The sequence below is a fragment of the Streptomyces sp. AC602_WCS936 genome, assembly GCF_019049125.1.
Classification (GTDB): Bacteria; Actinomycetota; Actinomycetes; order Streptomycetales; family Streptomycetaceae; genus Streptomyces.
In genome coordinates this window covers 1-23,714 of sequence record NZ_JAGMUF010000031.1, presented here as the reverse complement: position 1 = coordinate 23,714, position 23,714 = coordinate 1, and the positions used below count along the sequence as shown (strand labels likewise).

The window sequence follows — 23,714 nt, the reverse complement described above, 5'->3', positions numbered from 1 at the left end:
CGTGAATCAGGGCGGAGTGGGAACTTCCGCCCGTGGCTCTCAGGGCCTGACCTGGATCAGCGCGTGCGTTCCGCTCGTCCGCCAGCGCCGCTCGGCGCTCGCGTCGAGGGCCTCCTCGGTCTGCGCGGTCAGGCCCGTGATCACGTCCGACTTCAGGGTGCGCAGCGCGGCGACCGGGCCCGGGAAGTACGAGGTGACGTCCGCGAAGGGGGTGGTCGCCGGCCACCGGCGGTCGCCCACCAGGCGACGGTAGTTCAGGTCGCCCTTGAGCACGGTGACCGTGGCCGCGGCGAACTCCTCGCGCAGGTCGGCGGGCGCGTCGGAGTACGGCAGGGGCGCGCAGGAGAAGGGGTGGGCGCGGACGGTGACGCGGCCGTCGGCCAGCGCGGCCCACAGCCGGTCACCGTACGCGGCCGCCGCGCCGCCGGCCGCGACGAGCCGCCGCAGCGCGTCGAGCACGTCGGCGTGGGTGGCGTCGGAGACGTAGTACGGGTACGGCTTGACGTGCAGGACCGCCCGGTCGACGCGGCCCTCGGCCAGGAGGTGCGCGACGAGGAGCAGGTCGGGGACGAGTTCCCGGCCGGCGTTGTCGGCGACGAGGCAGAGGGTGGCCGGGCCGCGGGCGCCGGTGCCGCTGCCGGTCGCCGGGAGCAGGGACCAGAGCACGTCGCTGTCGTCGGCGACGAGTGCCGCCGCCTCGTCCTCGGCGCCGGTACCTCTCTCGGAGAGGCGGAAGCCGAGGTCCGCGCGGTTGCCCCAGAGCGAGCCGTGCAGCAGCGCGCGGTCCCGCTCGTCGGCGGACAGCGCGTCGAGGCCGTCGAGCGCGGCCAGTTCCTCGTCGGTCTCGGGGGCGTCGAGCTCGGCGAGCTTGGCGGGCCGGAAGGGGTCGATGCCCTGCCAGGGACCGGGGTCGAAGTAGCCGACGGCGTCGAGGAGCCTGCGGTAGAAGTGGCTCTCGGCCCACAGCCAGGGCACGTCGAACCAGGAGCGGCCGGCGTACTCGCCCATGCCCCAGCCGGCCCAGCGGTCGTGGTCGCGGGCCTCGGCCCCGGCGGGCAGCGGCTCGATGACGCCGTCGGCGCAGCTCGCGAGCAGCGCGTCGAGGGCGCGCCGCTGTCCGGGGCCGTAGGGGAACGCCTCGCGGACCTGCCTGATGATGGCCGGGTGCCGCTCGGCCAGCACACCGTGCGGGAAGGAACCGGGCTCGTCACCACGGATGACGGGGGCGGACTCGGCGGGGGTGTCGGGCATGCGCCTCACCGTATCGCGCGCCCCCGCGCGAGCGGCGAAACCGGCGCTCCCCCGGCAGGCGTTCCCGCCGGCGTCCTCTTTCCGCCCCCGCCGGTCAGGCCGCGTAGGTCTCGCGTTCCAGGCGGGCGGCCAGGGTGAGGTAGCGCGCGCGTCGGGTGACCGGGACCATGCCCCGGATGATGAGGTACCACATGCCGGCCAGGCGGCGCGGCTGGCGCGCGTCCGGTTCGAGGGTGCCGCTCACGAGGCGGGTGCCGACGATGGAGCAGACGAGGGTGTGGGCGACGGAGTCGACGTCGATGTCGGGGTGCACGTCGGACTGCCGGACGGCGTCCAGCAGGCGGGACGAGGCTATCTCCCGCCACTCGGTGAAGGGGTGCGGCAGCGGCGGCCGTACCGGCACTCCACCGGTGGCGAGCCGCAGCCCGGCGCGCAGGACCGGGCCCTCCTCGCACAGCCGGGCCATGCCGAACGTGAGGCGCATCAGCGCCTCCAGCGAGGTGTAGCCCCGGCCGTCCAGCTCCCTCGCCAGCGCGCGCGAGGTCCTGGACTGCAGCTCCATGATCGCGTGGGCGAGGTCCTCCTTCGCCGCGAAGTGGAAGTACAGGGCCCCCTTGGTGACACCGGCGTGGGCGACGATCTCGCTCAGGCTGGTCGATTCGTAGCCCTGACGGTCGAACAGGTCGGCGGCGGCCCCGAGAATCGTCGCGCGGGTCTGCTCGGCGCGTAGCTGCCTCGCCATCGGCTGAACTCTCCTGGGCTGGAACTCAACAGGCCGTGCCGCCTGTCTTAACCCCCTGTACACGATAACTCACCGTCAGATCAGCCGGCCTGCGGCCCCGTGGTCCGGGGGCCCGGCCGGGGCGGTTCAGTTGACGCAGACCGGGGACCAGGCAGCTGCCGACGCGGCCCAGGAGCAGCCCGACGCGACTACGAAGCCCCCGGCCTCGCCGGTACCGCGACGCGGGCTCCGGACCACCGCGACGCCTGCGCACGGGCCCACCGGCCCCGTTCATCACGATGCGGCACCGACAACTCACACCTGGTCGCCGGTCACTTGACTACCGGCGCTCACTCACGGTTTGCTCCGGCCAGGCGAGATTCACCCGGTTGGCGCACTGACCCCGCGGCTCCGGTCCCGTCCTCGCTCCGTTCCTCCTGCTCGGCCGTACAGCGAGGTGCCGCACCCCCCATGAGTACAACTTCTCCGTCCGCCTCCTCCCCCGGACGTGTCCGCACCGCGGCCCTCGTCGCGGCGGCCTGCCTGCTCGCGGCCGGCTGCTCCGCACCCGGCAGGGACGGGGACGGCTCGGCCCCGGACGCGGCGGGCGGACCCGGCGGCGACCGGACGAAGGTCGTCATGGTCACCCACGGTGGCGAGGGCGACGCCTTCTGGGACCGGGTGCGCAAGGGCGCCGAGGCCGCGGCCGCCAAGGACGGCTTCGACCTGACGTACGCGGGGGACGCCGACGCCGCCGACCAGGCCGACCTGGTGCGGGACGCGGTCCGCGACAAGGTGGACGGCATCGCCGTCACCCTGGCCAAGCCGCAGGCGATGAAGGGGCCGGTCGCCGAGGCCCGCAAGGCCGGCATCCCGGTGGTCGGCCTCAACTCCGGCATGGACGCCTGGCGTTCCACGGGGCTCCTCGGGTACTTCGGCCAGGACGAGAGCGTCGCGGGCCGTGCCGTCGGCGACAAGCTGAACGACCTCAAGGCGAAGCACGCCCTCTGCGTCATCCACGAGCGGGGCAACGTCGCCCTGGAGGCGCGCTGCGCCGGCGTGAAGAAGACCTTCGAGGGCGAGACCGAGATGCTCTACGTCGAGGGGACCGACATGAAGGCGGTGGGCGCCGCCGTCACCGCCCGGCTGCGGCAGGACTCCAGCATCGACGAAGTCGTCATGAACGGCGCGGCGTTCGCGCTGAGGGCCGTCGAGGCGGTCGACGAGGCGGGCAGCGACGCGCACGTCGCCACCTTCGACCTGGACGAGGAGCTGGTCGCCGCGGTCAAGCGCGGGGACGTGCAGTTCGCCGTGGACCAGCAGCCCTACCTTCAGGGCTACCTCGCGGTGGACGCGCTCTGGCTGTACCGCACCAACGGCAACGTCAGCGGCGGCTCAGTGGCACCGGTGCTGACCGGCCCGGCGTTCGTGACCCGGACCAACGCCGACGCGGTCGCCGGGTTCGCCGCGGGCGGCACCCGGTGACCGCACCCCGCGGGCACGCTCCCCGTACCCCCGCCAGCCTCCCCCACTGATCGCCTAGGACGACGATGTCTGCACGGAAGGGTGCCCGGCGCCGCCTCGGCTCCATACGTCTCTCCCTGATCCTCCTCGCCCTGGTCCCCGGCGTCACCCTCGCCGCCGTGTGGGGGGTGACCACGATCCAGATGTTCTCGGAGGGCCTGCGGCTGCGCGCGCAGACGGAGCTGAGCCGCTCCACCGGCGCCATGGGCACCGAGGCGACCCTCGCACTGCAACAGGAGCGCAGCCTGTCGGCGGCCTGGCTGGCCGGCCCGGGCGGCTCCCGGGCCGCCCTGGACGCCCAGCGCGAGCGGACGGACGCGGCGGTCGCCCAGCTCGTCGGCCAGTCCGACGCGATCGAGCGCGCGCCCGACCGGGTCTCGGACCGGATGTACTCGGTACTCGGCTCGGTGGGCAGCCTCGAGTACTACCGCAACCAGGTGGACCACCCCGACGACATCACCCCCGAGCAGGCGCTCGGCCAGTACACCTCGATCATCGACGAACAGATCCACGCCTTCCAGGAACTGTCGCAGGTCGACGACGGCGACCTCACCTCGCAGGCCGGGCCACTGGTCGCCCTGGAGCACGCGGCCGAGCTGATGTCCCAGGAGGACGCCCGGCTCACGCTGTCCTGGCCGTCCGGCCGGATGGACGAGGAGGAGTGGGCGCAGTTCGCCCAGCTCGTCCACACCCGGCGCTGGCTCGTGCGGGACCAGGTCGTCCCCTCCCTGAGCGGCGATGCCAAGACGCAGACCGAGCGCATCCTCACGAGCCCCGAGTGGCAGACCCTGGAGTCCGTCGAGGACCAGGTGCTGGCGGCCCGCGCGGCGGGCGAGGGCGACCGGATCGACCTGCCGGACGCGCAGCGGCGGTGGACCGGGGCGCTGGCGAAGGTGTCCGACCAGTACGCGGAGCTGATCCGGCAGCAGACCGGCGGACTGCTCGACCGCAGTGCCGAGAACGCGCAAGGGCTGCTGATCAAGGCGGCGGCCCTGAGCGCGGGCGGCCTGGTCGCCCTGCTGCTGTGCGTCGGCATGTCCTGGCGCATCACCCGCTCGCTGTCCCGGCGGCTGCGCGGGCTGCGGCTGGCGACCCTGAGCCTGGCCGAGGAGCGGCTGCCGGACGTGGTGGCCCGGCTGGAGCGGGGCGAGAAGGTCGACGTGGAGTCGGCTACCCCGCCGCTGGACTACGGCCGCGACGAGCTCGGGCAGGTGGCCCAGGCGTTCAACACCGCGCAGCGCACCGCCGTACACACGGCCGTCGAACTCGCCGACACCCGGCGCGGCTTCCAGAAGGTGATCCTCGGCATCGCCCGGCAGAGCCAGAACCTCGTCAACATGCAACTCGGCAGGCTGGACGCACTGGAACGCGAGCACACCGACCCGGAGATCCTGAAGGGCCTGTACGAACTGGACTCGACGGCGAGCCAGTTGCGCCGCTACGAGGAGAACCTGGTCATCATCGCCGGTGAGCAGCCCCGGCGCACCTGGCGCGAGCCCGTCTCGCTGGTCGACGTCATGCGCAGCGCCGTCGGCGAGGTCGCCCAGTACCAGCGGGTGGAGCTGCACACCGAGGAGGAGGTGGCGCTCGCGCCGCCCGCGGTGGCCGACGTGATCCACCTGCTCGCCGAGCTGATCGACAACGCGACCGCCTACTCCCCCGCTCCCCACCCGGTCGGGGTGCGGGCCGCGCTGGTCGCCAAGGGGCTGGCCGTCGAGATCGAGGACCGCGGGCTCGGGCTGTCGGAGGAGGACTACGCCTCGTTCAACGCCCAGTTGGCGGTGGTGCCGCAGTTCGACGTCGTCGCGCTCGCCGACGACCTGAGACTCGGCATGTTCGTCGTCGCCCGGCTGGCGCACCGGCACGGCATCACCGTCACGCTGCGCCCCTCGCCGTACGGCGGGACCACGGCGATCGTGCTGGTCCCGCACGACATCGTGGTGCGTGACCCGGCCGACGGAGCCGGCGGGGACGACGCCTTCGGGCCTGCCCCGGCGCCCGCCGCCCCGGCGAAACGGTCCGTCCAGCCCGCACGACCGGCCCGGATCGCACCCGTGAGCCGTTCCGGCGCCCCCACCCCGGCCCAGGCCCAAGCGGCCTCCGCCGATCGGAACGGACTGGCGCCGCTGCCCCGCCGGGTGCCGCAGACCAGCCTGGCCGCCGAGCTGCGCGACGACGCCCCCGGCACCGGCCAGGACGGTCCGGACGCCGAGTCCGACGCGTACGCCGACTTCACCGCCGAGCGCGCCGCCTCGTCCCTCGCCGGCTTCCAGCGCGGCACCCTCCGGGCCCAGGCCGAGGACACGGACGCCGGGACGGTCACCGACGCCGACGCCGACTCCGACTCCGACCCCGACGCACGGGTCCTCTCCTCCACCCCCTCCACCTCGACCCCGAACGCCGACCGACGACCGCCGACGAAGGACACGCCATGACCCGACCCTCCCCCGCCACGCACAGCGAGCTGGACCAGCTGCTCACCGGACTCGTGGAGCGGGTCGCCGACGTGAACCAGGCCGTGGTGCTCTCCGAGGACGGGCTGGTCGTCAGCAAGTCCACCGGCTTCCTGCGCGACGACGCCGAGCGGCTGGCGGCGACCGCGTCGGGTCTGATGAGCCTCAGCAAGGGCGTCAGCATGGACTTCCGCGGCGGCCCGGTGCGGCAGGCGCTCATCGAGATGGCCAACAGCTACCTGATACTCACCTCGGCGGGACCCGGCGCCCACCTGGTCGTGCTGACCGGTCCGGGCGCCGACGTGGGCGTGGTGGCGTACCAGATGAACATGCTGGTGAAAAAGATCGGCGAGCACCTGAGCGCGGCACCTCGGGCCACCGCCGGCCCCGGCGAGTGACGTGACCGGAGGCGACGCCGGGGGCCGGCTCGTACGGCCGTTCACACTGACCGGCGGCCGGACCCGGCCCAGCCGCGCCGACTTCACGCTCATCACGACGGTGACCGCCGCCGACCCGCAGCCCGCCCGTGCCGCACGGCCGCAGCCCGAACACCGGCGGATCCTCAGGCTGTGCGCCGAGCCGCTCGCCGTGGCGGAGATCGCGGCCCGCCTCGACCTGCCGGTGAGCGTGGTCGTCATCCTGCTCTCGGACCTGCTGGAGGCCGGCCGGATCACCGCCCGGCCACCGCACCCGGTCGACCGCGCCACCCCGGACCTGGACCTGCTGCAGAAAGTGAGGGACGGCCTTGGCCGGCTCTGACGGCGCCGCCGAGGCGCCCACGGCACCCGCCTCCGCCCCGGCCGCGCCCGAGGCGGTGAAGATCCTGATCGCCGGCGGCTTCGGCGTCGGGAAGACCACCATGGTCGGCTCGGTGAGCGAGATCGCCCCGCTGCGCACCGAGGAGCCGCTGACCGCGGCGGGGCTGGACGTCGACGACCTCGCCGGAATCGAGGAGAAGCGGGCCACGACGGTCGCCCTGGACTTCGGACGGATCACCATCGGCCGGGAGCTGGTGCTGTACCTGTTCGGCACGCCCGGTCAGCAGCGGTTCTGGTTCATGTGGAACGACCTGGCGATCGGGGCGCTGGGCGCGGTGGTGCTGGTCGACGTCCGCAGGCCCGAGTCGAGCTTCGCCGCCGTCGACTTCTTCGAGCGGCGCGGCATTCCGTTCGTCGTCGGCGTGAACGGCTTCCACGGGCGGCATCCGTATCCGGCCGAGGAGATCCGGGAGGCGCTGGCGCTGCCGGAGCACGTGAAGGTGCTGCTGTGCGACGCGCGGGAACGGGCCTCCAGCCGGGACGTCCTCATCGCCCTGGTCGACCAGCTGATCGACGCCGCGGCCGAGGCCGCGGCGTCGTGACGGGGCGTACGGCGGTCAGCTCAGACCGGCGGACTCCAGCCACGCCTTGGCGACGTCCAGCGGGTCCTTCTTGTCCAGCTGCACCTGGGCGTCCAGGTCGAGGAGGGTTTCGGTGTCCAGCTTGGCGGAGACCGCGTTCAGCGTGTCGACGCCCTCCTGGGACAGGCCTTCCTTGTGGACGAGCGGGGTGACGTTCGCGTAGCCGAAGAGGTTCTCCGGGTCCTTCAGGACGACGAACTTCTCCTTGATGATGGTCGGGTCGGTGGTGAAGATGTCCGCCGCCTGCACGGTGTTCTTGGTCAGCGCCGACTGGGTCAGCGGGCCGCCCGCGTCGAGCGCCTTGAAGGACTTGAACTTCAGTCCGTACACGGACTCCAGGCCCTTGAGCCCCTGCTGCCGGGTCTGGAACTCGGGCGAGCCGCCGATGACCAGGTCCGGCGCTATGTCCTTGAGGTCGGCGAGGGTCGACTCGGCGGTGAGGCCGTGCTTCTTCGCGGTCTCGGCGTTGACGCTGACCGAGTCCTTGTTCTGGGCCGGCGAGGACTCCAGCAGCGTCAGCTTCTTGTCGAGCTTGGCCTTCACCGCCTCGTTGACCGCCTCGGTGGACTTCTGCTCGGCCTCCGGGTCGAGGTAGGCGAGCAGCGCGCCGTTGTACTCGGGCAGCACGGTGACCGAGCCGTTCTTCATCAGGCCGTACGTCGTCTCCCGGCTGCCGATGTTGTGCTTGTAGGTGACCTTGAGGCCCTTGGCCTTGAGCGCCTCGCCGTAGATGTCGGCGAGCAGGGTGCTCTCGGCGAAGTTGTTCGAGCCGACGACGACGGTGCCGGCCTCCGCCTTCTCCCCGGCCAGGGGGTTGTCGGAGGTGTCGTCGGAGGAGGAACAGCCCGCGAGCAGCGCCGCAGCGGCGGTGAGCGCGACGGCCGCCGCGCCGGTGTGCCTCGTCCTGGACCTGCTGCTCTTCGCGGTAGAAGTCATCCGTCGATCCAAACGAGCCATTCACAGGTCAGTCAAGAACGGCCTGGTTACGGTTTGTTCCCCATGGGTGTCCGACAGGTGTCCGAGGGGGTCAGCGCCTGCGCACCCCCGGCGACACCGCCAGCCGCCCCACCGCCCAGAACGCCGCGAGCGTGACCAGTGCCAGCAGGGCGACCAGGGTCGCGCCGCCGACCACCTTCTCGTAGTCGCGCTGGTAGAGGCCGTCGATGATGTACCGGCCGATCCCGCCGAGACTGACGTACGCGGCGATGGTGGCCGTCGACACGACCTGGATGGCGGCCGAGCGCAGCCCGCTGAGCACCAGCGGCAGGGCGACGGGCAGTTCGACCCGGAAGAGGATGCCCGACTCGTGCATGCCCATGCCCCGTGCGGCGTCCACCGGGGCGGGGTCGACGGAGCGGACCGCCTCGTAGGTGGTCACCAGGATCGGTGGGATCGCGAGCACGACCAGCGGGATCATCACCGGCAGCAGGCCGATGCCCACGGAGACGGCGATGAGCACCAGCAGGCCGAAGCTGGGCAGCGCGCGGGCGGCGGTGGCGACGAAGGCGACGGCGTTGCCGCCGCGTCCGGTGTGCCCGGTCAGCAGCCCGACGGGCAGCCCGATCGCGGCGGCGATGCCGAGCGCCATCAGCGTGTACTGGACGTGCTCCAGCAGGCGTTGTGGAATGCCGTCGTAGCCGTGCCAGTGGGCGCCGTCGCTGAAGAAGGCGTTGACGAAGTTGAGGACGTTCACCGGGCGGCCGCCTCCTGGGACTCGGGCCGCGCGGCGGCCTTCTTCGGGCGGCGCCCACCGCTCTTGCCGCGCGGCATCCACGGCGTCAGCAGGTTGCGGACCAGGACGAGGGCCGCGTCGCACAGGATCGCCAGTACGGCGGTGGTGAGGACGGAGTTGACCGCCAGTTCGGGACGGCCGTACTTCTGGGCGTCCGCGAGCAGGTTGCCGAGGGCGCCCTGGTTGCCGATGAGGGCACCGACGCTGACCAGGGAGATGCTGGCGGACACGGCCACCCGCAGCCCGGCGAGGATCGCGGGCACGGCGATCGGCAACTGCACCTGGAGGTAGCGCCGTACGGGCCCGAAGCCCATGGCGGTCGACGCGGCCAGGGTCTCCTCGGGCACCGACCGCACGCCGTCGACGATGGCCGGGACGAGTACCACGAGACTGTAGACGGCCAGCGGGATCATCACCGTCAGCTCGGTCTGGCCGGTGTAGTCGATGAGGACGACGAAGACCGCCAGCGACGGGATGGCGTAGAACACGGTGGTCACGCCGAGCACGGGCGGGTACAGCCAGCGGAACCGCACGCACAGCTGGGCGATGGGCAGCGCGGCCAGCAGCCCGGCGAGGACCGGCAGCAGCGCCTCGCGCAGGTGCAGGCCGATCAGGCCGAAGTAGGTGTTGTCGAGATCGCTCGGGATGTCGAAGAAGCCGTTCACGGGGCGGCCTTCGTGACATCGGCACGCCCCACGCCCGCGGCCGGTGCGTCGCCGTCCGACGCCGCGCCGTGGGCGGTGCGGATCGCCTCGCCGATGGTCTGCTGGGAGGCGACGCCGGTCACCCGCCCGTCGGAGTCCACGGCGACCGCCCAGCCGGTGGGCGAGAGCACCGCGCAGTCCAGGGCGGCCCGCAACGAGTCGGTGCCGGGCACGAAGGGCCGCCCGTACGGCAGCAGCCGCTCGGCCGCGATGTCGCCGGCGGTCAGGTCCGTCGGCTCGGCCCAGCCCAGCGGGCGGCCCTCCGCGTCGGTCACCAGCAGGTACGGGGCGTCGGGCACGGCGAGCTGTTCGGCCGTCGCGTCCACGCGCACGACCGGGCCCGCCGTCAGTTCCAGGCCCTCGGAGGTGAAGAAGGACAGCCGCCGGATGCCCCGGTCGGCGCCGAGGAAGTCCTCGACGAAGTCGTCCGCCGGATTCGACAGCAGCTCGGCGGGCGGTGCGAACTGGGCGAGCCGCCCGCCGGTGCGCATCACCGCGACCACGGTGCCGAGCTTGATGGCCTCGTCGATGTCGTGGGTGACGAAGACGATGGTCTTGCCCAGCTCGTCCTGGATGCGCAGGAGTTCGTCCTGGAGACCCTTGCGGACCACGGGGTCGACGGCGGAGAACGGTTCGTCCATGAGGAGCACGGGCGGGTCGGCGGCGAGCGCCCGCGCCACGCCGACCCGCTGCTGCTGGCCGCCGGAGAGCTGGTACGGGTACCGCTTGGCGAGGGACGCGTCGAGCCCCACCCGCTCCATCAGCTCGGCCGCCCGCTCCCGGGACTTCTGCCTGCCCCAGCCGATCATGCGGGGGACGGTGGCGATGTTGTCGAGGATCGTCCGGTGCTGGAAGAGACCGGCGTTCTGGATGACGTACCCCATCGACCGGCGCAGCGTGGTGACCGGCTGCCGCTGGAGGTCGGCGCCGTCGAGGGAGATGGTGCCCTCGGTGGGCTCGACCATCCTGTTGATCATCCGCAGGGTCGTCGTCTTGCCGCAGCCCGACGGTCCGACGAGGACCGTGATCGAGCGGTCGGGTATCTCCAGCGACAACCGGTCGACCGCCACGGTGCCGTCCGGGTACCGCTTGGTGACTGAGTCCATCCGTATCAAAACGCCGAATACCCTTCGGGTGGGCGGGAAGTTCTGGCCAGGTCGCTACGGTTCGTTGCCGGGAGAGTCTAGACGTCCGGTGTCACGGAACCGTGGCGACCGTGTGAGGCCCCTCCCCTACCCCGCGAGAGGCAGTCCAGCCGTACGCAGCACCCGCCGCCCGGCGTCCACCGCGAACACCTCGCAGCCGTCCCGCGCGGCGGCCCACCCGACGCCCTCCGCGCCCATGGCGAACGCCGCCGTCGCGACCGCGTCCGCCTCCGTGAGGGTCGGCGCCACGACGGTCACGCCGAGCAGTCCGGTCGCCCGTCCATGCGCCGGTCCGGGAGCCGGACGTCGAAGGCGCCGCCGGTGGCGACCCGGTACTCCTCGCAGAGGTCGAGCACCCCCCGCAACTCCGCACTGCCCCGTGCCACTTCCCCGCGGTCCAGCCGGTGGTCACGGCAGAAAGCTGCTGCACCCGGCCGACCTGTCGTTTTCCTGTCGGGCGACTTTCAAGTACTTGTCGATCAGGCGGTGGGCGTCTTCGCGGTATGGGTCGCGGGCGGCCGGTGGCGCAGTATGAGCGGGTGGAAAAAGTACGACTGCTCGTGGTGGACGACGACCCGCCCATCGCCGATCTCGTGGCCACGGTCGCCCGTTACGAGGGCTGGGAGGCGGTCACCGCGAACTCCGGCGAGCAGGCGCTGCGACTGGCCGGTGACTTCCGGCCGGACATCGTGGTGCTGGACCTGATGCTGCCGGACGTCGACGGCTTCGGCGTGCTGGACGGGCTGCGGCGCTCGGGCACGATGGTGCCGGTGGTGTTCCTCACCGCGCGCGACGGGGTGGCCGACCGGGTGGCGGGGCTGACCCGGGGCGGTGACGACTACCTGGTCAAGCCGTTCGCGGTGGAGGAGCTGATGGCCCGGCTGCGGACCGTGCTGCGGCGCAGTGCCGGGCCGGACTTCCAGCGGTCGGTGCTGCGGGTGGCGGACCTGACGATGGACGAGGACACCCGTGAGGTGCGCCGGGGCGAGCGGCGGCTGTCGCTGACGCCGACCGAGTACGAGGTGCTGCGCTATCTGATGCGCAAGTCGCCGACCGTGCTCACCAAGGCGCAGATCCTCGACCACGTGTGGGAGTACGGCTTCGGCGGCCGGTCCAACGTCGTGGAGCTGGTCGTCAGCCGCCTGCGCCGCAAGCTGGACGACGCCGCTCCCGGTTCCGACGGTACCGAGCCGCTGATCCGGACCGTGCGGGGCTTCGGCTACGTGATCCGGCAGGCGGCCCGGTGATACGTCCCGGCCCGGTGATACGGCGCTGGTGGCGGGCCTACCGGGGGCTGCGGCTCGGGACCCGGCTGGCGCTGGGCCTGGGCGTGCTGTCGCTGGTGGTGTTCGCCGTGGTCGGCACCGTGCTGACCGCGTACATGCGGGACTACCTGGAGCGGCAGCTCGCCGACCAGATGAAGCTGGTGCAGGTCGTGCAGTCCAAGGACGCGGCGGCGCACGGCACGGTGCGGCGCAAGCCGTACTACGGCTGGTACACCGCCGTGTACGACGTCTCCGGCGGCTCGGCGGACCTGCGCACGCCCGCCGAGGTGCCGGCGGACAGCCGCGCGCTCACCGCCCTCGCGCAGACCATGGCCCGCTCGGACGAAGACATCACCCGCACCGTGCGGATCGACGGACACGGCCCCTACCTGCTGCGCGCCTGCGAGGTGGAGCCCGGGGTGGTGCTGGTGAGCGCCGCTCCCATGGGGGACGTCGAGGACACCGTGGAGCAGCTGATCACGGTGCAGGTGATCGCCTTCGGTCTGGTGCTGCTGGCGCTGGTGGTGTCCGGGCGGCGGATGCTGCGGCGCGGGCTGAAGCCGCTGAGCGACATGGCGAGCACGGCGCACGGCATCGCCTCGCACGACCTGAGCGAGTCCGCCGCCCGGCTGCCGCTCAGGGTGGACGGGCGGGACGGCGGGCAGGAGGTGGCGGAGCTGCGGACGGCGTTCAACACGATGCTGGAGCACATCGACGACGCGCTCGCGGTACGGGCCGAGGCCGAGCAGCGGCTGCGCCGGTTCGTCGCGGACGCCTCGCACGAGCTGCGCACCCCGCTGATGTCGGTGCGGGGCTACGCCGACCTGTTCCAGTACGCGGCGGCCAACGAGCCCGGGGAACGGGAGCGGCACCTGGCCCGGCTGCGCGCAGAGGCGGCCCGGATGGGCGTGCTCCTCGACGACCTGCTGCTGCTCGCCCGGCTGGACGCGGCCGAGGTGGAGGCGCCGCTGCGGTGGGAGGACGCGGACCTGACGGAGCTGGTGCGGCAGGCGGCCGACGCCTTCCGCGCCGGTCACCCGGAGCATCCGCTGACGGTGACGGCCGGACCGGCGGCGGTGAAGCTGCGCATGGACCCGCAACGCATCCGGCAGGTGCTCGACAACCTGCTGACCAACGCGGCCGTGCACACCCCGCCGGGCACGAAGGTGGCGGTCACGGTCGCGGCGGCGGACGACCGCGTGACGGTGGCCGTCGCGGACACGGGGCCGGGCGTCCCGGCCGCCGACCGGGAACGGATCTTCGACCGCTTCTACCGCGTCGACAAGGCCCGCAGCCGCGACCGGGGCGGCAGCGGGCTCGGGCTCGCCGTCGCCGGGTCGCTGGTGCGGGCGCACGGCGGCACCATCGGGCTCGGCGGCGAGCCGGGCACGACGGTGTTCACCGTGACGCTCCCGGCCGCCGCCGGCTGGTCGGTCGAGGTCGGATAACGAACTGCTCCTCTATGGCATCGCTCGTCGCCTCTGCCGCGTCGCCGCGTGCACCAGGTACGCCACGACGTTCATACCTGCTCGCTCAGCCTGCGCCTTCTCAAGACTGGTTCCGCGCCTTCACCAATATCGGTAGCGCGTGATGCGCATGACGAGGGTTCACGTGACGGCCGGACCAGTCCAAGCGAACCATCGGCAGCCAGCCCTTCGAGCGGCTCGTCTGCCGGCCGTTCAACAGGGCTCAATCCGCTCTGACCCGCTCGCCGACATGACCCGCCGTTACTGAAGCCCGGCTCGGAACGGCCGTCGACTGGCACAATGCATCGGAAACCCAGGGGATTTCGCAAGGGTGGGGGGATACGACATGCGGCGTCAGGCGTTGGTCGTGGGCATCGAAGGACCCGCCGCGGACCCCGCCGACGACTCACTCCCGCAGTGGCAACAACTCACCTACGCGGCACCACACGCGCGACGGGTGAGTAGGACACTGGAGAAGGATTACGCCTATGTCCTCCTGGAGCCCGATCACGACCCCGCGTCCACTGCCGACGCGCTGGGCGACGCCCTGACTCGGGCCGTCAGCAGCGAGGCCGACTTCACCGTCATTCATCTCCTCACGCACGGAGCACCGACCCGCAACGGTCACGGCATCCAGGTGGTGGGCGGGGACGGCCACCTCACCGAGGAACTGGCCCGTTGGGTCAACATGGCGGAGAACCAAGACACGGACGGCAACGCCGATCCGGCCGTTCTGCTAATCCTCGATCTGTGCCATTCCGGCGCCGTGGTGACCGAGCACCTGCGGTCGCTGGTCCGGCCGGAGCATCGCCGTGTCTGGGTACTCGCCGCCTGCCACTCTGAGCAGGACGCCTATGACGGCCGACTGAGCGCCGCCGTCGACGAGGTGCTCCGTGGCTTCGCCTCCGGTGCCCTGAAGCTCGACACATCGGTGCCGTATATCCCGATCTCCCGGTTCTGCCGCGAAGTGGCTCTCCATGTGGAATCGCGGAGCACATCCCTCTATCCGCAATCCGTCGAGCGGCCACTGGCCGCGCTCGGTGCAGACCTGTCGCATCTGAGGTTCTTCGCCAACCCTCGATACGAACCGGCCGACACTCACTGGCTCACCGGTGTGGATTCTGCTGTGTTCACCCTCCTCGATGAAGTGGCCGACGCCCGCCACTTCGTGATCCGGGCACATGGTGCCGGCAGCGCCTTCGGCGACCTCGGTTCTCCGTCCTTCACTGGACGAACCGACGAACTCCGCCAACTGGCGCACTGGTTGGACGGCCACGGGCCCTCATTGCGCGTGGTCACCGGCGTACCAGGGGTCGGCAAATCCGCGCTGATCGGCACCTTCGTGTGCGCCGCGCATCCGGCGCTGCATGAGACCACCGAGCAGTTGTGGCGGCCATCGGGCGGCGACATTCACGAGACCACCGACGAGCTCGCGATCGTGCACGCGCGACGGCGCGGTGTCCCGGAGATCCTCACCTCGCTCGCCACCCAGTGGGAGCTCGGTTCTCCCGGCGACGCAACGACGTGGACAACGGACCGACTGGTCACGTCACTGCGGGCCAAGCCCGTACCCCCCTATCTCGTCATGGACGCGGTGGACGAAGCCGAGCACCCGGCCGACCTGGTCAGCGCCGTGCTGCTGCCATTGGCATCCATTCGGCGGTCGGACGGGGGACCGCTGTGCAGGATGCTCGTCGCGACCCGTCCGGAAGCGGCCCCACGGCCGCTCATCGAGGCGGCCCGGGCGTGCGATGGGCTGATCGACCTGGACAAGGTGTCGCCCCAGCGACTCCGCAAAGACCTGGCACAGTTCGTACTGCGGGTGCTGCGCCCGCTGCTTCCCGGCGTATCGCCGTGGTGCTCACTCGCGGCAGCCGAAAGCTTGGGCGGTGCGCTGGCCGAAGCCTTGTTGAGCGGGTCACGCGAGTGGGGCGAGTTCCTTGTCGCCGGGCTCTATCTAAGGCTCCTCCAGGAACAGATGTCACCGCCGGCGACGACCGAGCAGGCCGAGCACCTGGGCAGTGACGTGCCCCGTACGCTTGATGCGGTCCTCGACCTACATCTCCGTCTTGATCCCCGACCGGGCCTGCACGAGCTACTGGCCGCGCTGGCATGGGCAGAGGGCGCGGGAATGCCAGAGGACCTTCTCGCCCAGGTCGCGAACCCCTGTCCGGCTCCGGCCGGGGAGGACCAGGCACCAACCGCTGATCTGCTCCGGACCGCGCGTTTCTACATACGGCGCAACGTCGATCGTCAAGGCGCTCCGCTCTATCGGCTCTTCCATCAAGGGCTCACCGACCGGCTCCGCGAACATCCTGTCCTGGACGCGCTCACGGTCTGGGAACGCCTGCTCTCGACGGTGGGAACGAGCGGCTCCGGCCACCGCCGGTGGGCGACCGCCGAGCCGTATCTGCTGCGGCACGGGGCGCGCCACGCCGCGCTCGCCGGCAGGCTCGACGAACTCCTCAAGGACAGCGAATACCTGGTTCACGCGGACCCGGCCCCGCTGGCCCAGGAGCTCTACCACAGTGAACACGGCCCTCACGGAGCGGTCTATCTGACGTCGTACGGAGCCCACCACGACGGTCCGCCCGGGCAGCGGCGCGACATCCTGGCTGTCGACGCGGCACGGCACCAGAAATGGCAGCTCGCGGCAGACCTCACGCAGGACACCGGCCGTCACATCGCTTGGACCGCCGGCCGGCCACTGCACACCAACCTCTTGACCACACTGACCGGGCACCGCGGCAGGATCTGGGACCTGACAACCCTCGAGATGTCCGGCCGCCCCCACGCGTTGACAGCTGGTCAGGACGGAACGGCGCGGCTGTGGGACCTCGACTCCGCAACGACAACGCTCGAGCTCGGGGACCACGGTGCTCCAGTGGGAGGCGTGGTGGCCGGGACAGCGGACGGCCGCCATCTGGCAGTGACTGGTTGCGACAGCGGCGAGCTGCGGGGATGGGACCTGGCCACAGGACATCTCCTGTGGACCGCCCCGGCCCATACGGGTCCGATCTGGTCGATGGTGGGCGTGCGCTACGAGGGTGTCCCCTCAGTGGCCAGCGCGGGTGAGGACCGGGTGATCCGCTACTGGGAACTCGCCACCGGGGCTCCGCTCGCCGCCACACACCTGTCCGCTGTCAATGGCCATGTGTGGCACCTGTCCCGCGTCTCCGTCGACGGCAGGGGCGACTGTGTCGTGGCCTGCTACGACAATTGGGTCAAGGTCCTGACCGTCCGTGGCGAGGAGGTCGAACTGCCGCACACCAACTGGGAGCGGCTGTCGTGCTACCGCTACCTCGATCTGGGGCACGGTCCGGAGCCGGTCGCGGGCGATCGAGACGGAACCGTCTGGATCGGCGACGAGTTCCTGGAACTCCTCAACGAGAAGAGTCCTCATGCCGACGCCGTCTCCGATCTCGCCACCGCCTTGCTGGATGGGTCCATGTACCTCCTCAGTGCCGGCGAGGACGGTGTCGCACAGCTGAATCCGCTGGACGGCAGCAGTGCACGGCAGATCGTCAGCCACACCACTGCGATCACCCGAGTCGCGGTCGTGTCCGAACCGCATCGGACTCGAATCCTCACTGCCAGTAACGGCGGTACCGTCCGCGTCTCGGACGCATCTGGAGAGGAGGTGCCGCAACGCCACCCCGGGCACACTCACTCCATCAGTTGTCTGACGGTGCTCCCCGACGGCCGTCTGGTCTCGTGCAGCGAGGACGGAAGCATGGCACTGTGGACCGCGGACGGTGCGGTCGGGCAGCGGATCACGCTGCTGCACCACGCAGACTTTCCGCTGCCGGACCAAGCCACCGGCATCGCAGTCCTGGAGGGCGGCGAACATCCTCGGATCGTCGCCTCGTGCGCACACGACGGGGTCGCCCTGTGGGACACGAACACGACTGAGAAGCATCTGGAACGACGCGATCTGGGCGACGGCTCAGGTGCCGCCGCGATCGTCACCATCACCATCGAGGGCGCCCGGCACATCGTCTATGCCTCCAACAGAGGTGAGGTCGCGATAGCCACCGCCGATCACCTGTACCGGATGTCCCGCTGGCCTGACGTCGACGTGACGGACCCTGCGTGGAGAGGCGAACCTGAGCGCGTCCTGCTCGCGCCGTCCGAAACCAGGACCATCAAAGAATGGGGAGGAATGACAGTCCCTGTTCCCGTATCCGCTACCTGTCTGGCAGCCTCCGCCACCCGCGTCCTGGCCGGATACCACTCCGGCCACGTCCGGTCCGCACGCGTGCTGGGCCCGCCCCTGCCGCAGCTCGTCACCAGACACCCTGTCGCCGTCCACACCGTCGCCGCCGTCGACCTCGGCGGGCAGCCGTACGCTGTCAGCGGTGACGACCGTGGCGAGGTTCGCGTAACCGCACTCGACACTGCCCGGACATTCACGCTGACCGGCCACACTCGTGCCGTCTTCGCCGCACTCCCGGTCCTGGTCGACGGACACCCGCACCTCTACACCGGCGGTCTCGACCGGTCCCTGCGGCTGTGGGACCTGCGAGACGGGAGGCAGGCCGATGTCTTCTGGTTCCCCGACACCGTGTTCGCCATCGCCATCGCCCCCGACGGCGCCCTGTACATCGGAGTGGGCCCGGACATCATCCACATTTCACCGCGCGACCAGGTCCAGGTACGCCCGATTCCGACTCCCGACCCAGGAACAAACATCCGATGACCGCCTTTGTGGCCGTACACGGTGTGGGCCACTACCGGTCCGCCCTCTCACCTGCCGATGTCGTCACCGCTCGCTCAGCCGTCTGGGCCAAGGACCTCGCCATCGGTCTGGGCACAGCCGCCGAGCACGTCCCTGTCACGTACGCCTACTACGCCCACCACCTGCACCTCGGCAGGCCCGTCGCGCAAGGTGCCGAGGACTTCGACCAGCTGGAGCGCGAGCATCCCCACGTGGTCGAGGACATCACTCACTGGGCAGAATTGCTGGACGACTCCTTGAGCCTGAGACTCCCGCCACCAGCAACGGCTCAGGGACGCCTGGCCGTTCCGCTCCGGCAACTCGCCTCCACGATCTCCGAGCGTCTGAGCCTCGACGGCCGTCTGACCCGCGCGTTCATCGCCACGTTCTTCCGCGACGTCGCGCGCTATCTCGGCGGGCCAGACGACGCTGCCCGCGTTGCGGCGCGAGAGGAGGTCGCAGGCGTCATCTCCTCGACGGGCGCTCGGGTGGTCATCGCCCACTCTCTCGGAAGCGTCGTGGCCTACGAGGCCCTCCATGCCCACCCGGAACTCGAGATCGACCTGCTCCTGACACTCGGCTCCCCCCTCGCACTCCGCCACGGAGTCTTCGATCGCCTGTCACCAGCTCCGCTTGCCGGCGCCGGTGAACGGCCTCCAGGGGTGCACCGGTGGATCAACCTGTCCGATCACGGGGACATCGTCGCCGTCCCCCGTCCCTTCAAGCGGCGCTTCCCTATGGTCGATCTCGATCTCTCGGCCAGCATCGCCCCCTTCGACTTCCACCGAGTGACCCCCTATCTGCGGTCCTCTGTTGTGGCCGCGGCGCTGGCGCCGTACCTCGTCCAAGACACCGGTATTCGCGGATCCGACGCCAACTGATCGCTGGTCCATCTGGCGAAGACTCCATCAGGCAACACCCCGACGCAGTCACTGCAGACGACGGAGCACCGACGGAACTGTCGGCAGATCATGAGCCCGTACCGCACTGCTAAGCGGCGCCGATGGTCCGGTCGCCGTACTCGATCGACACTGTGATACGAGCGCCCAGCGCCGCGGCATACGTGCGCATCGTCTCCAGGTTGTGGATCTCGCCCCGCTCGATCTGCGACACCCGGGCCTGGGAGATACCGACCGACGCAGCGACCTGCGCCTGGGTGAGGCCTTGCTCCTCACGGATCTCACGAAGGTGATGTCCGAGAATGTAGGCTTCGGTCGCGGTCCGCGCCGCCTGCTTTCGATCCTCCCATTCCACATCTGAGACCTCGGGACGGGCCTCGCGCACCTGCCGCTTCACCGCAGCCCAGCTACTGTGACCGCTCACCGGACATCCCCGTCCTTTCCCGCGCCTCGCACATCAGCCAGGTACTCGTCGTAGCGAGCCTCGGCAAGCGGGATCGCATCGACATACCACTGGCTCCAACGACCGGCCTTGTCTCCCGCCACGAGAAGGATCGCCTCACGCTCGGGATCAAACACAAACAGAATGCGCACCTCCGTACGGCTCGCGCTCGCCGGACGCAGTTCCTTGAGCTTGTGGATGCGGCTGGCGTGAATACGGTCCACGAGCGGCCGTCCGAGTGCCGGGCCGCACTCGGCCAGTATGTCGATTGCCGCTTCAACTAGATCGGCGCTAGCCGGGTCTTCATCCGCAAGCTTCAGCAGCCACAACTCCACCTCTGGATGAAGATTGATCTCCCAGTTCATGCTCTGCATCTCAGCGTACGCCGTCGAACTCTAAAAGGAAATCCTTATATCGCCAGCTCAAAGAGTGAAACCAAGCGCCGGCACGGTTGACGGGCGGATCCTCGACTACGCGAGCGCTGCGGACTGACCTGCGACACGCCGGGCCCCAGCCAACGTGCGGCCGAGGCCGGGCGGTAGAGAGAACGACTCAGTCCTCCACCGGCGCCAGCCGCAGCGAGATGCTGTTGATGCAGTACCGCTGGTCCGTCGGGGTCGGGTAGCCCTCGCCCTTGAACACGTGCCCGAGGTGCGAACCGCACCGGGCGCACCGCACCTCCGTGCGGACCATGCCGTGCGAACGGTCCTCGATCAGCTCGACCGCGTCGGTGTCCTTCGGGTCGAAGAAGGACGGCCAGCCGCAGTGCGACTCGAACTTGGTCTGCGAGGTGAACAGGTCGGCGCCGCAGGCGCGGCAGGAGTAGACGCCCTCGGTCTTGGTGTCGGTGTACTCACCGGTGAAGGCGGGTTCGGTGCCGGCCTGGCGCAGCACGGCGTACTCGGCCGGTGCCAGCTCCGCGCGCCACTGCTCGTCCGGCTTCTCGACGTCGTACGACATGAGTCCTCAGCCCCTTACTTCGCCTTGCTCGACAGCTCGTCCAGGATGCGCGGTCCGAGGTCGGTGACATCGCCCGCGCCCATGGTGAGAACGAGATCACCGGCCTTCGCCATTCCCGCGACCACCGCGGGCGACTCGGCCTTGTCGTGCACCGGCGTGACGTCGGCGCCCGCGGCGCGGGCCGCCTCGATGATCAGCTCACTGGTGACGCCCGGGATCGGGTCCTCGCGCGCCGGGTAGATGTCGAGGACGACCGAGGCGTCCGCCAGCGCCAGCGCCTGGCCCATCTCCTTGCCCAGCTCCTGGGTGCGGGAGAACAGGTGCGGCTGGAAGAGGACGAGGATGCGGGCGTCGCCGACGGCGGCGCGCATGGCCTCCAGGTCGGCCGTCATCTCGGTGGGGTGGTGCGCGTAGGAGTCGACGACCTGGACTCCGGCCGCCTCGCCCTTGAGCTGGAGGCGCCGCTTGACGCCCGTGTAGGCGGCCAGCGCGGGGGCCAGCTCGGCGGCGGGGACGCCGAGGGCCGCGCCCGCCGCGAGGGCGGCGACGGCGTTGTGGGCGTAGTGGCGGCCGGGGACTGAGACGGTGAAGGTCAGCTCGGTGCCGTCCAGGACGACGGTGACCTCGCTCTTGAGGCCCTGCGGGACGACCGACAGGATGCGCACGTCGGCGTCCTCGGACTCGCCGTACGTCACCGTCCGCACCTTGCCGGACAGGCGTCGGGTCAGCTCCCGGGAGCCCTCGTGGTCGGCGGCGATCACCAGGGTGCCGCCGGGGACGATCCTGCCGGCGAACGTCTCGAAGGACTCGTAGATCTCGTCCATCGAGGCGTAGTTGGCGTGGTGATCCAGTTCCACGTTGAGGACGATGGCGACCTCGGGGGCGTACTTGTGGAAGCTGCGGTCGCTTTCGTCCGCCTCCGCGACGAAGATCTCGCCGTCGCCGTGCAGGGCGTTGGAGCCGGGGGCGTCCAGGTCGCCGCCGATCGCGTACGACGGGTTCAGGCCCAGCTCGGACAGGGAGACCGCCAGCATCGAGGTGGTGGTGGTCTTGCCGTGGGTGCCGGCGACGGCGAGCGGGCGCGCGCCGTTCATCAGGGCGGCGAGGGCGTCGGAACGGTGGACGACCGGGATGCCCAGTTCGGCGGCGCGGGCCAGCTCGGGGTTGTCCTCGCGGATCGCCGAGGAGACGACCACGCAGGTCGCGTCGTCGGCGAGGTGCCCGGCCGCGTGCCCGATGTGCACGGTCGCGCCCAGCGCGCGCAGCGCCTCGGCGGTCGCGGACTCCTTGGCGTCGCTGCCCGCCACCGCGGCGCCCCGCTGGGCGAGGATCTTGGCGATGCCCGACATTCCGGCGCCGCCGATGCCGATGAAGTGCGGTCGGTCCATGGCGGTAGGAAGGCCGGGTGCCATGCGCTGTTCTCCCCAGAGGTGCGACGGGTGTCCGTGACGGGTGTCCGTGGGCGGTCTGCTAGTGGGCGCGCCCCCTCCTTCTCCGCGGGAGCGCGGCCCAAGCCTATGCCTTGCTGTGGGAGAACAGTTTCAGGACCGGCACGCCGACCTTGTGGCGGGCCCGCGAGGCCCAGTCCCGGTGGAAGAACTCCTCCACGTAGTGCGGGTCGGTCAGGACGATCACCTCGTCCGCTCCGGTCTCCAGGACCAGGGACTTGAGCTCGTCCAGCGGATGGTCCTCGATCAGGCGGCCCTCCGCCCGGGCGCCGGACGCGCGCAGGGCGGTGAGGGACACCTCCAGGGCCCGCTGCCCGACGCTCTGCGCCTCCTCGCCCTCCGGGGTCTCGCCCTCCCGGACGGCGTCGTCGAGTTCGCCGAGCGCGACGTCGTCGATGGCTCTCAGCAGCCGGTCCGCCTGATCGCCGCGCGGCTGGAGCAGCACGTGGAAGGCGACCTCCTCGTCCCCGTGCAGCGTGGTGACGAACTCCACGTCGGCGGAGGTCATGGCCTTCTCGATCATCAAAACGCTTGTGAACACCAGGCGCCCCTTCTCCTCCGAGGGCCCGCGGGCCCACCCTCCGTAGGCCGTACCAGACCCTGCGGAAACCATCCTGCCCCGTGATCGCACGGGTACTGCCGGATTCAGTGTGCCCGTCGCGGACTAAACGGAACGGGAGATTCCGCCGATTCCCGGAAGCGCGGTAACGACCGAACCGATGTCCGGCCGCCGCCGCCCGCCGGAGGGAGGTACGTCCTAGTCGCGCCGGTACCGGCTGAAGAGGAAACCTTCCTCCTCCAACAGGGACTCCAGGACGAACCGCCGCGGCACCTCGACCGAGGGCCCGCCCGCGATCCGCTGCGCGTCACCGGCGGTGAGCGTCGGCGAGACGGTCAGGCACAGCTCGTCGAGGACCCCGGCCGTGACGAACTGTCCGAGCAGCCGCGGACCGCCCTCGGTCAGCAGCCGGGTGTGCCCGAGCGCGACCAGCGCGTCGACGGCGCGGGCCGGGTCCACGCCGACGCCGTCACCGGCGATCACCACGCGGGCACCGGCCCTCTCGGCGGCCGCGATCCGGTCCGGGGCCGCGGCGGCGCCGGTCAGGATCAGGGTCGGCACCAGCGGTGAGGTGTACAGCGGCAGCGAGAAGTCCAGCTCCAGGCTCGCGCTGACCACGGCGACGGCCGGCACGGGGCCCTGGCCGGCCGCCTGGCGCAGCTCCGCGAAGTCGGCGCGCGAGCGAGCGGGACGGTACCCCTCCTGGCGTACGGTCTCGGCGCCGGCGATCACGACGTCCGCCAGTGCGCGCAGGGTGCCGAAGATACGCATGTCGGCAGCGCCGGAGATGGGCTGGGAGCGGCCGTCGTGCTGGGCCGCGCCGTCGAGGGTGGAGACCATGTTCGCCCGCAGCCAGGCGCCCGTACCCGTCCGCCCGTCCGGCTCGGGATAGGCGTAGGCGGCGGCCAGCTCGGACAGGCTCCACTCCCGCTCGGTCCCGTCGGGCGCGGGGCCGGATGTCGGATCGGTCACAGGGGCAGGGAACAGGCGTCGCATGCGGTGCAGTGTTCCACGCGCGGGGTTCCCGAA

General features: G+C 71.0%; 21 protein-coding genes and 1 pseudogene. 9 read left to right on the top strand and 13 right to left on the bottom strand.

Annotation, left to right across the window (positions count from 1 at the left end; genetic code table 11):
• Positions 1-39 precede the first annotated feature (39 nt).
• On the bottom strand, positions 40-1,251 hold the full coding sequence (locus tag KUM03_RS12600) for a damage-control phosphatase ARMT1 family protein (protein ID WP_217247129.1): 1,212 nt from the start codon (positions 1,249-1,251) through the stop codon (positions 40-42).
• Positions 1,252-1,345: 94 nt separating this feature from the next.
• A complete protein-coding gene (locus KUM03_RS12595) occupies positions 1,346-1,993 on the bottom strand; it encodes a ScbR family autoregulator-binding transcription factor (RefSeq protein WP_217247128.1) in 648 nt (215 codons plus the stop codon).
• Positions 1,994-2,443: 450 nt separating this feature from the next.
• On the opposite strand from KUM03_RS12595, the gene KUM03_RS12590 reads away from it, so the two are divergent.
• From KUM03_RS12590 to KUM03_RS12570, 5 genes are all read left to right on the top strand, one after another.
• On the top strand, positions 2,444-3,457 hold the full coding sequence (locus tag KUM03_RS12590; protein WP_217247127.1) for a substrate-binding domain-containing protein: 1,014 nt from the start codon (positions 2,444-2,446) through the stop codon (positions 3,455-3,457).
• 65 nt (positions 3,458-3,522) lie between these two features.
• Positions 3,523-5,931 carry a nitrate- and nitrite sensing domain-containing protein gene (locus KUM03_RS12585; protein WP_217247126.1) on the top strand — a complete coding sequence of 803 codons (2,409 nt, stop codon included), beginning with the start codon at positions 3,523-3,525 and terminating at the stop codon, positions 5,929-5,931.
• Positions 5,928-6,347: a roadblock/LC7 domain-containing protein gene (locus KUM03_RS12580; RefSeq protein ID WP_217247125.1), complete on the top strand. Its 420-nt coding sequence runs from the start codon at positions 5,928-5,930 to the stop codon at positions 6,345-6,347. The genes KUM03_RS12585 and KUM03_RS12580 overlap by 4 nt, the downstream gene beginning before the upstream one ends.
• 1 nt (position 6,348) lies before the next feature.
• Positions 6,349-6,708 carry a DUF742 domain-containing protein gene (locus tag KUM03_RS12575; protein WP_217247124.1) on the top strand — a complete coding sequence of 120 codons (360 nt, stop codon included), beginning with the start codon at positions 6,349-6,351 and terminating at the stop codon, positions 6,706-6,708.
• A complete protein-coding gene (locus KUM03_RS12570; RefSeq protein WP_217247123.1) occupies positions 6,695-7,309 on the top strand; it encodes an ATP/GTP-binding protein in 615 nt (204 codons plus the stop codon). Before KUM03_RS12575 ends, KUM03_RS12570 begins: the two co-directional genes overlap by 14 nt.
• A 15-nt stretch (positions 7,310-7,324) precedes the next feature.
• Here KUM03_RS12570 and KUM03_RS12565 read toward each other — a convergent pair whose 3' ends face one another.
• From KUM03_RS12565 to KUM03_RS12545, 5 genes and pseudogenes are all read right to left on the bottom strand, one after another.
• The gene (locus tag KUM03_RS12565; RefSeq protein ID WP_217247122.1) at positions 7,325-8,284 is read right to left on the bottom strand and encodes an ABC transporter substrate-binding protein; all 960 of its coding nucleotides are present in this window, start codon (positions 8,282-8,284) and stop codon (positions 7,325-7,327) included.
• A gap of 91 nt (positions 8,285-8,375) precedes the next feature.
• The gene (locus KUM03_RS12560; protein ID WP_217247121.1) at positions 8,376-9,041 is read right to left on the bottom strand and encodes an ABC transporter permease; all 666 of its coding nucleotides are present in this window, start codon (positions 9,039-9,041) and stop codon (positions 8,376-8,378) included.
• Positions 9,038-9,745, bottom strand: a complete 708-nt coding sequence (locus tag KUM03_RS12555) for an ABC transporter permease (protein ID WP_217247120.1) — start codon at positions 9,743-9,745, stop codon at positions 9,038-9,040. Before KUM03_RS12555 ends, KUM03_RS12560 begins: the two co-directional genes overlap by 4 nt.
• Entirely contained in the window at positions 9,742-10,899 is a 1,158-nt protein-coding gene (locus tag KUM03_RS12550) for an ABC transporter ATP-binding protein (protein WP_217247119.1), read from the bottom strand. The genes KUM03_RS12555 and KUM03_RS12550 overlap by 4 nt, the downstream gene beginning before the upstream one ends.
• A gap of 117 nt (positions 10,900-11,016) precedes the next feature.
• Positions 11,017-11,333 (bottom strand): annotated as a pseudogene (locus tag KUM03_RS12545) (FAD:protein FMN transferase); the annotation flags it as partial.
• A 99-nt stretch (positions 11,334-11,432) separates the two neighbouring features.
• Between KUM03_RS12545 and KUM03_RS12540 the strand changes: the two are divergent.
• From KUM03_RS12540 to KUM03_RS12525, 4 genes are all read left to right on the top strand, one after another.
• Positions 11,433-12,176, top strand: a complete 744-nt coding sequence (locus KUM03_RS12540; protein ID WP_217247118.1) for a response regulator transcription factor — start codon at positions 11,433-11,435, stop codon at positions 12,174-12,176.
• 14 nt (positions 12,177-12,190) lie between these two features.
• On the top strand, positions 12,191-13,642 hold the full coding sequence (locus tag KUM03_RS12535; RefSeq protein ID WP_217247208.1) for a cell wall metabolism sensor histidine kinase WalK: 1,452 nt from the start codon (positions 12,191-12,193) through the stop codon (positions 13,640-13,642).
• Between the two features lie 385 nt (positions 13,643-14,027).
• The gene (locus KUM03_RS12530; RefSeq protein WP_217247117.1) at positions 14,028-18,359 is read left to right on the top strand and encodes an AAA family ATPase; all 4,332 of its coding nucleotides are present in this window, start codon (positions 14,028-14,030) and stop codon (positions 18,357-18,359) included.
• The gene (locus KUM03_RS12525) at positions 18,356-19,258 is read left to right on the top strand and encodes a hypothetical protein (RefSeq protein ID WP_217247116.1); all 903 of its coding nucleotides are present in this window, start codon (positions 18,356-18,358) and stop codon (positions 19,256-19,258) included. The genes KUM03_RS12530 and KUM03_RS12525 overlap by 4 nt, the downstream gene beginning before the upstream one ends.
• 109 nt (positions 19,259-19,367) lie before the next feature.
• Here the strand turns inward: KUM03_RS12525 and KUM03_RS38280 are convergent, their stop codons facing one another.
• From KUM03_RS38280 to KUM03_RS12495, 6 genes are all read right to left on the bottom strand, one after another.
• Positions 19,368-19,673 carry a helix-turn-helix transcriptional regulator gene (locus tag KUM03_RS38280; protein ID WP_308406309.1) on the bottom strand — a complete coding sequence of 102 codons (306 nt, stop codon included), beginning with the start codon at positions 19,671-19,673 and terminating at the stop codon, positions 19,368-19,370.
• 23 nt (positions 19,674-19,696) lie between these two features.
• Positions 19,697-20,083 (bottom strand): type II toxin-antitoxin system RelE/ParE family toxin, encoded by a 387-nt coding sequence (locus tag KUM03_RS12515; protein WP_217247114.1) that lies wholly within the window; start codon positions 20,081-20,083, stop codon positions 19,697-19,699.
• A gap of 187 nt (positions 20,084-20,270) precedes the next feature.
• A complete protein-coding gene (msrB, locus tag KUM03_RS12510) occupies positions 20,271-20,678 on the bottom strand; it encodes a peptide-methionine (R)-S-oxide reductase MsrB (RefSeq protein ID WP_217247113.1) in 408 nt (135 codons plus the stop codon).
• Positions 20,679-20,692: 14 nt separating this feature from the next.
• Positions 20,693-22,090 carry a UDP-N-acetylmuramate--L-alanine ligase gene (gene murC, locus KUM03_RS12505; protein ID WP_217247112.1) on the bottom strand — a complete coding sequence of 466 codons (1,398 nt, stop codon included), beginning with the start codon at positions 22,088-22,090 and terminating at the stop codon, positions 20,693-20,695.
• A gap of 103 nt (positions 22,091-22,193) precedes the next feature.
• Positions 22,194-22,667 (bottom strand): indole-3-glycerol phosphate synthase, encoded by a 474-nt coding sequence (locus KUM03_RS12500; protein WP_217247111.1) that lies wholly within the window; start codon positions 22,665-22,667, stop codon positions 22,194-22,196.
• A gap of 216 nt (positions 22,668-22,883) precedes the next feature.
• Positions 22,884-23,681, bottom strand: coding sequence for a pyrimidine reductase family protein (locus tag KUM03_RS12495; protein WP_217247110.1), 798 nt, complete (start codon positions 23,679-23,681; stop codon positions 22,884-22,886).
• Positions 23,682-23,714: the final 33 nt, after the last annotated feature.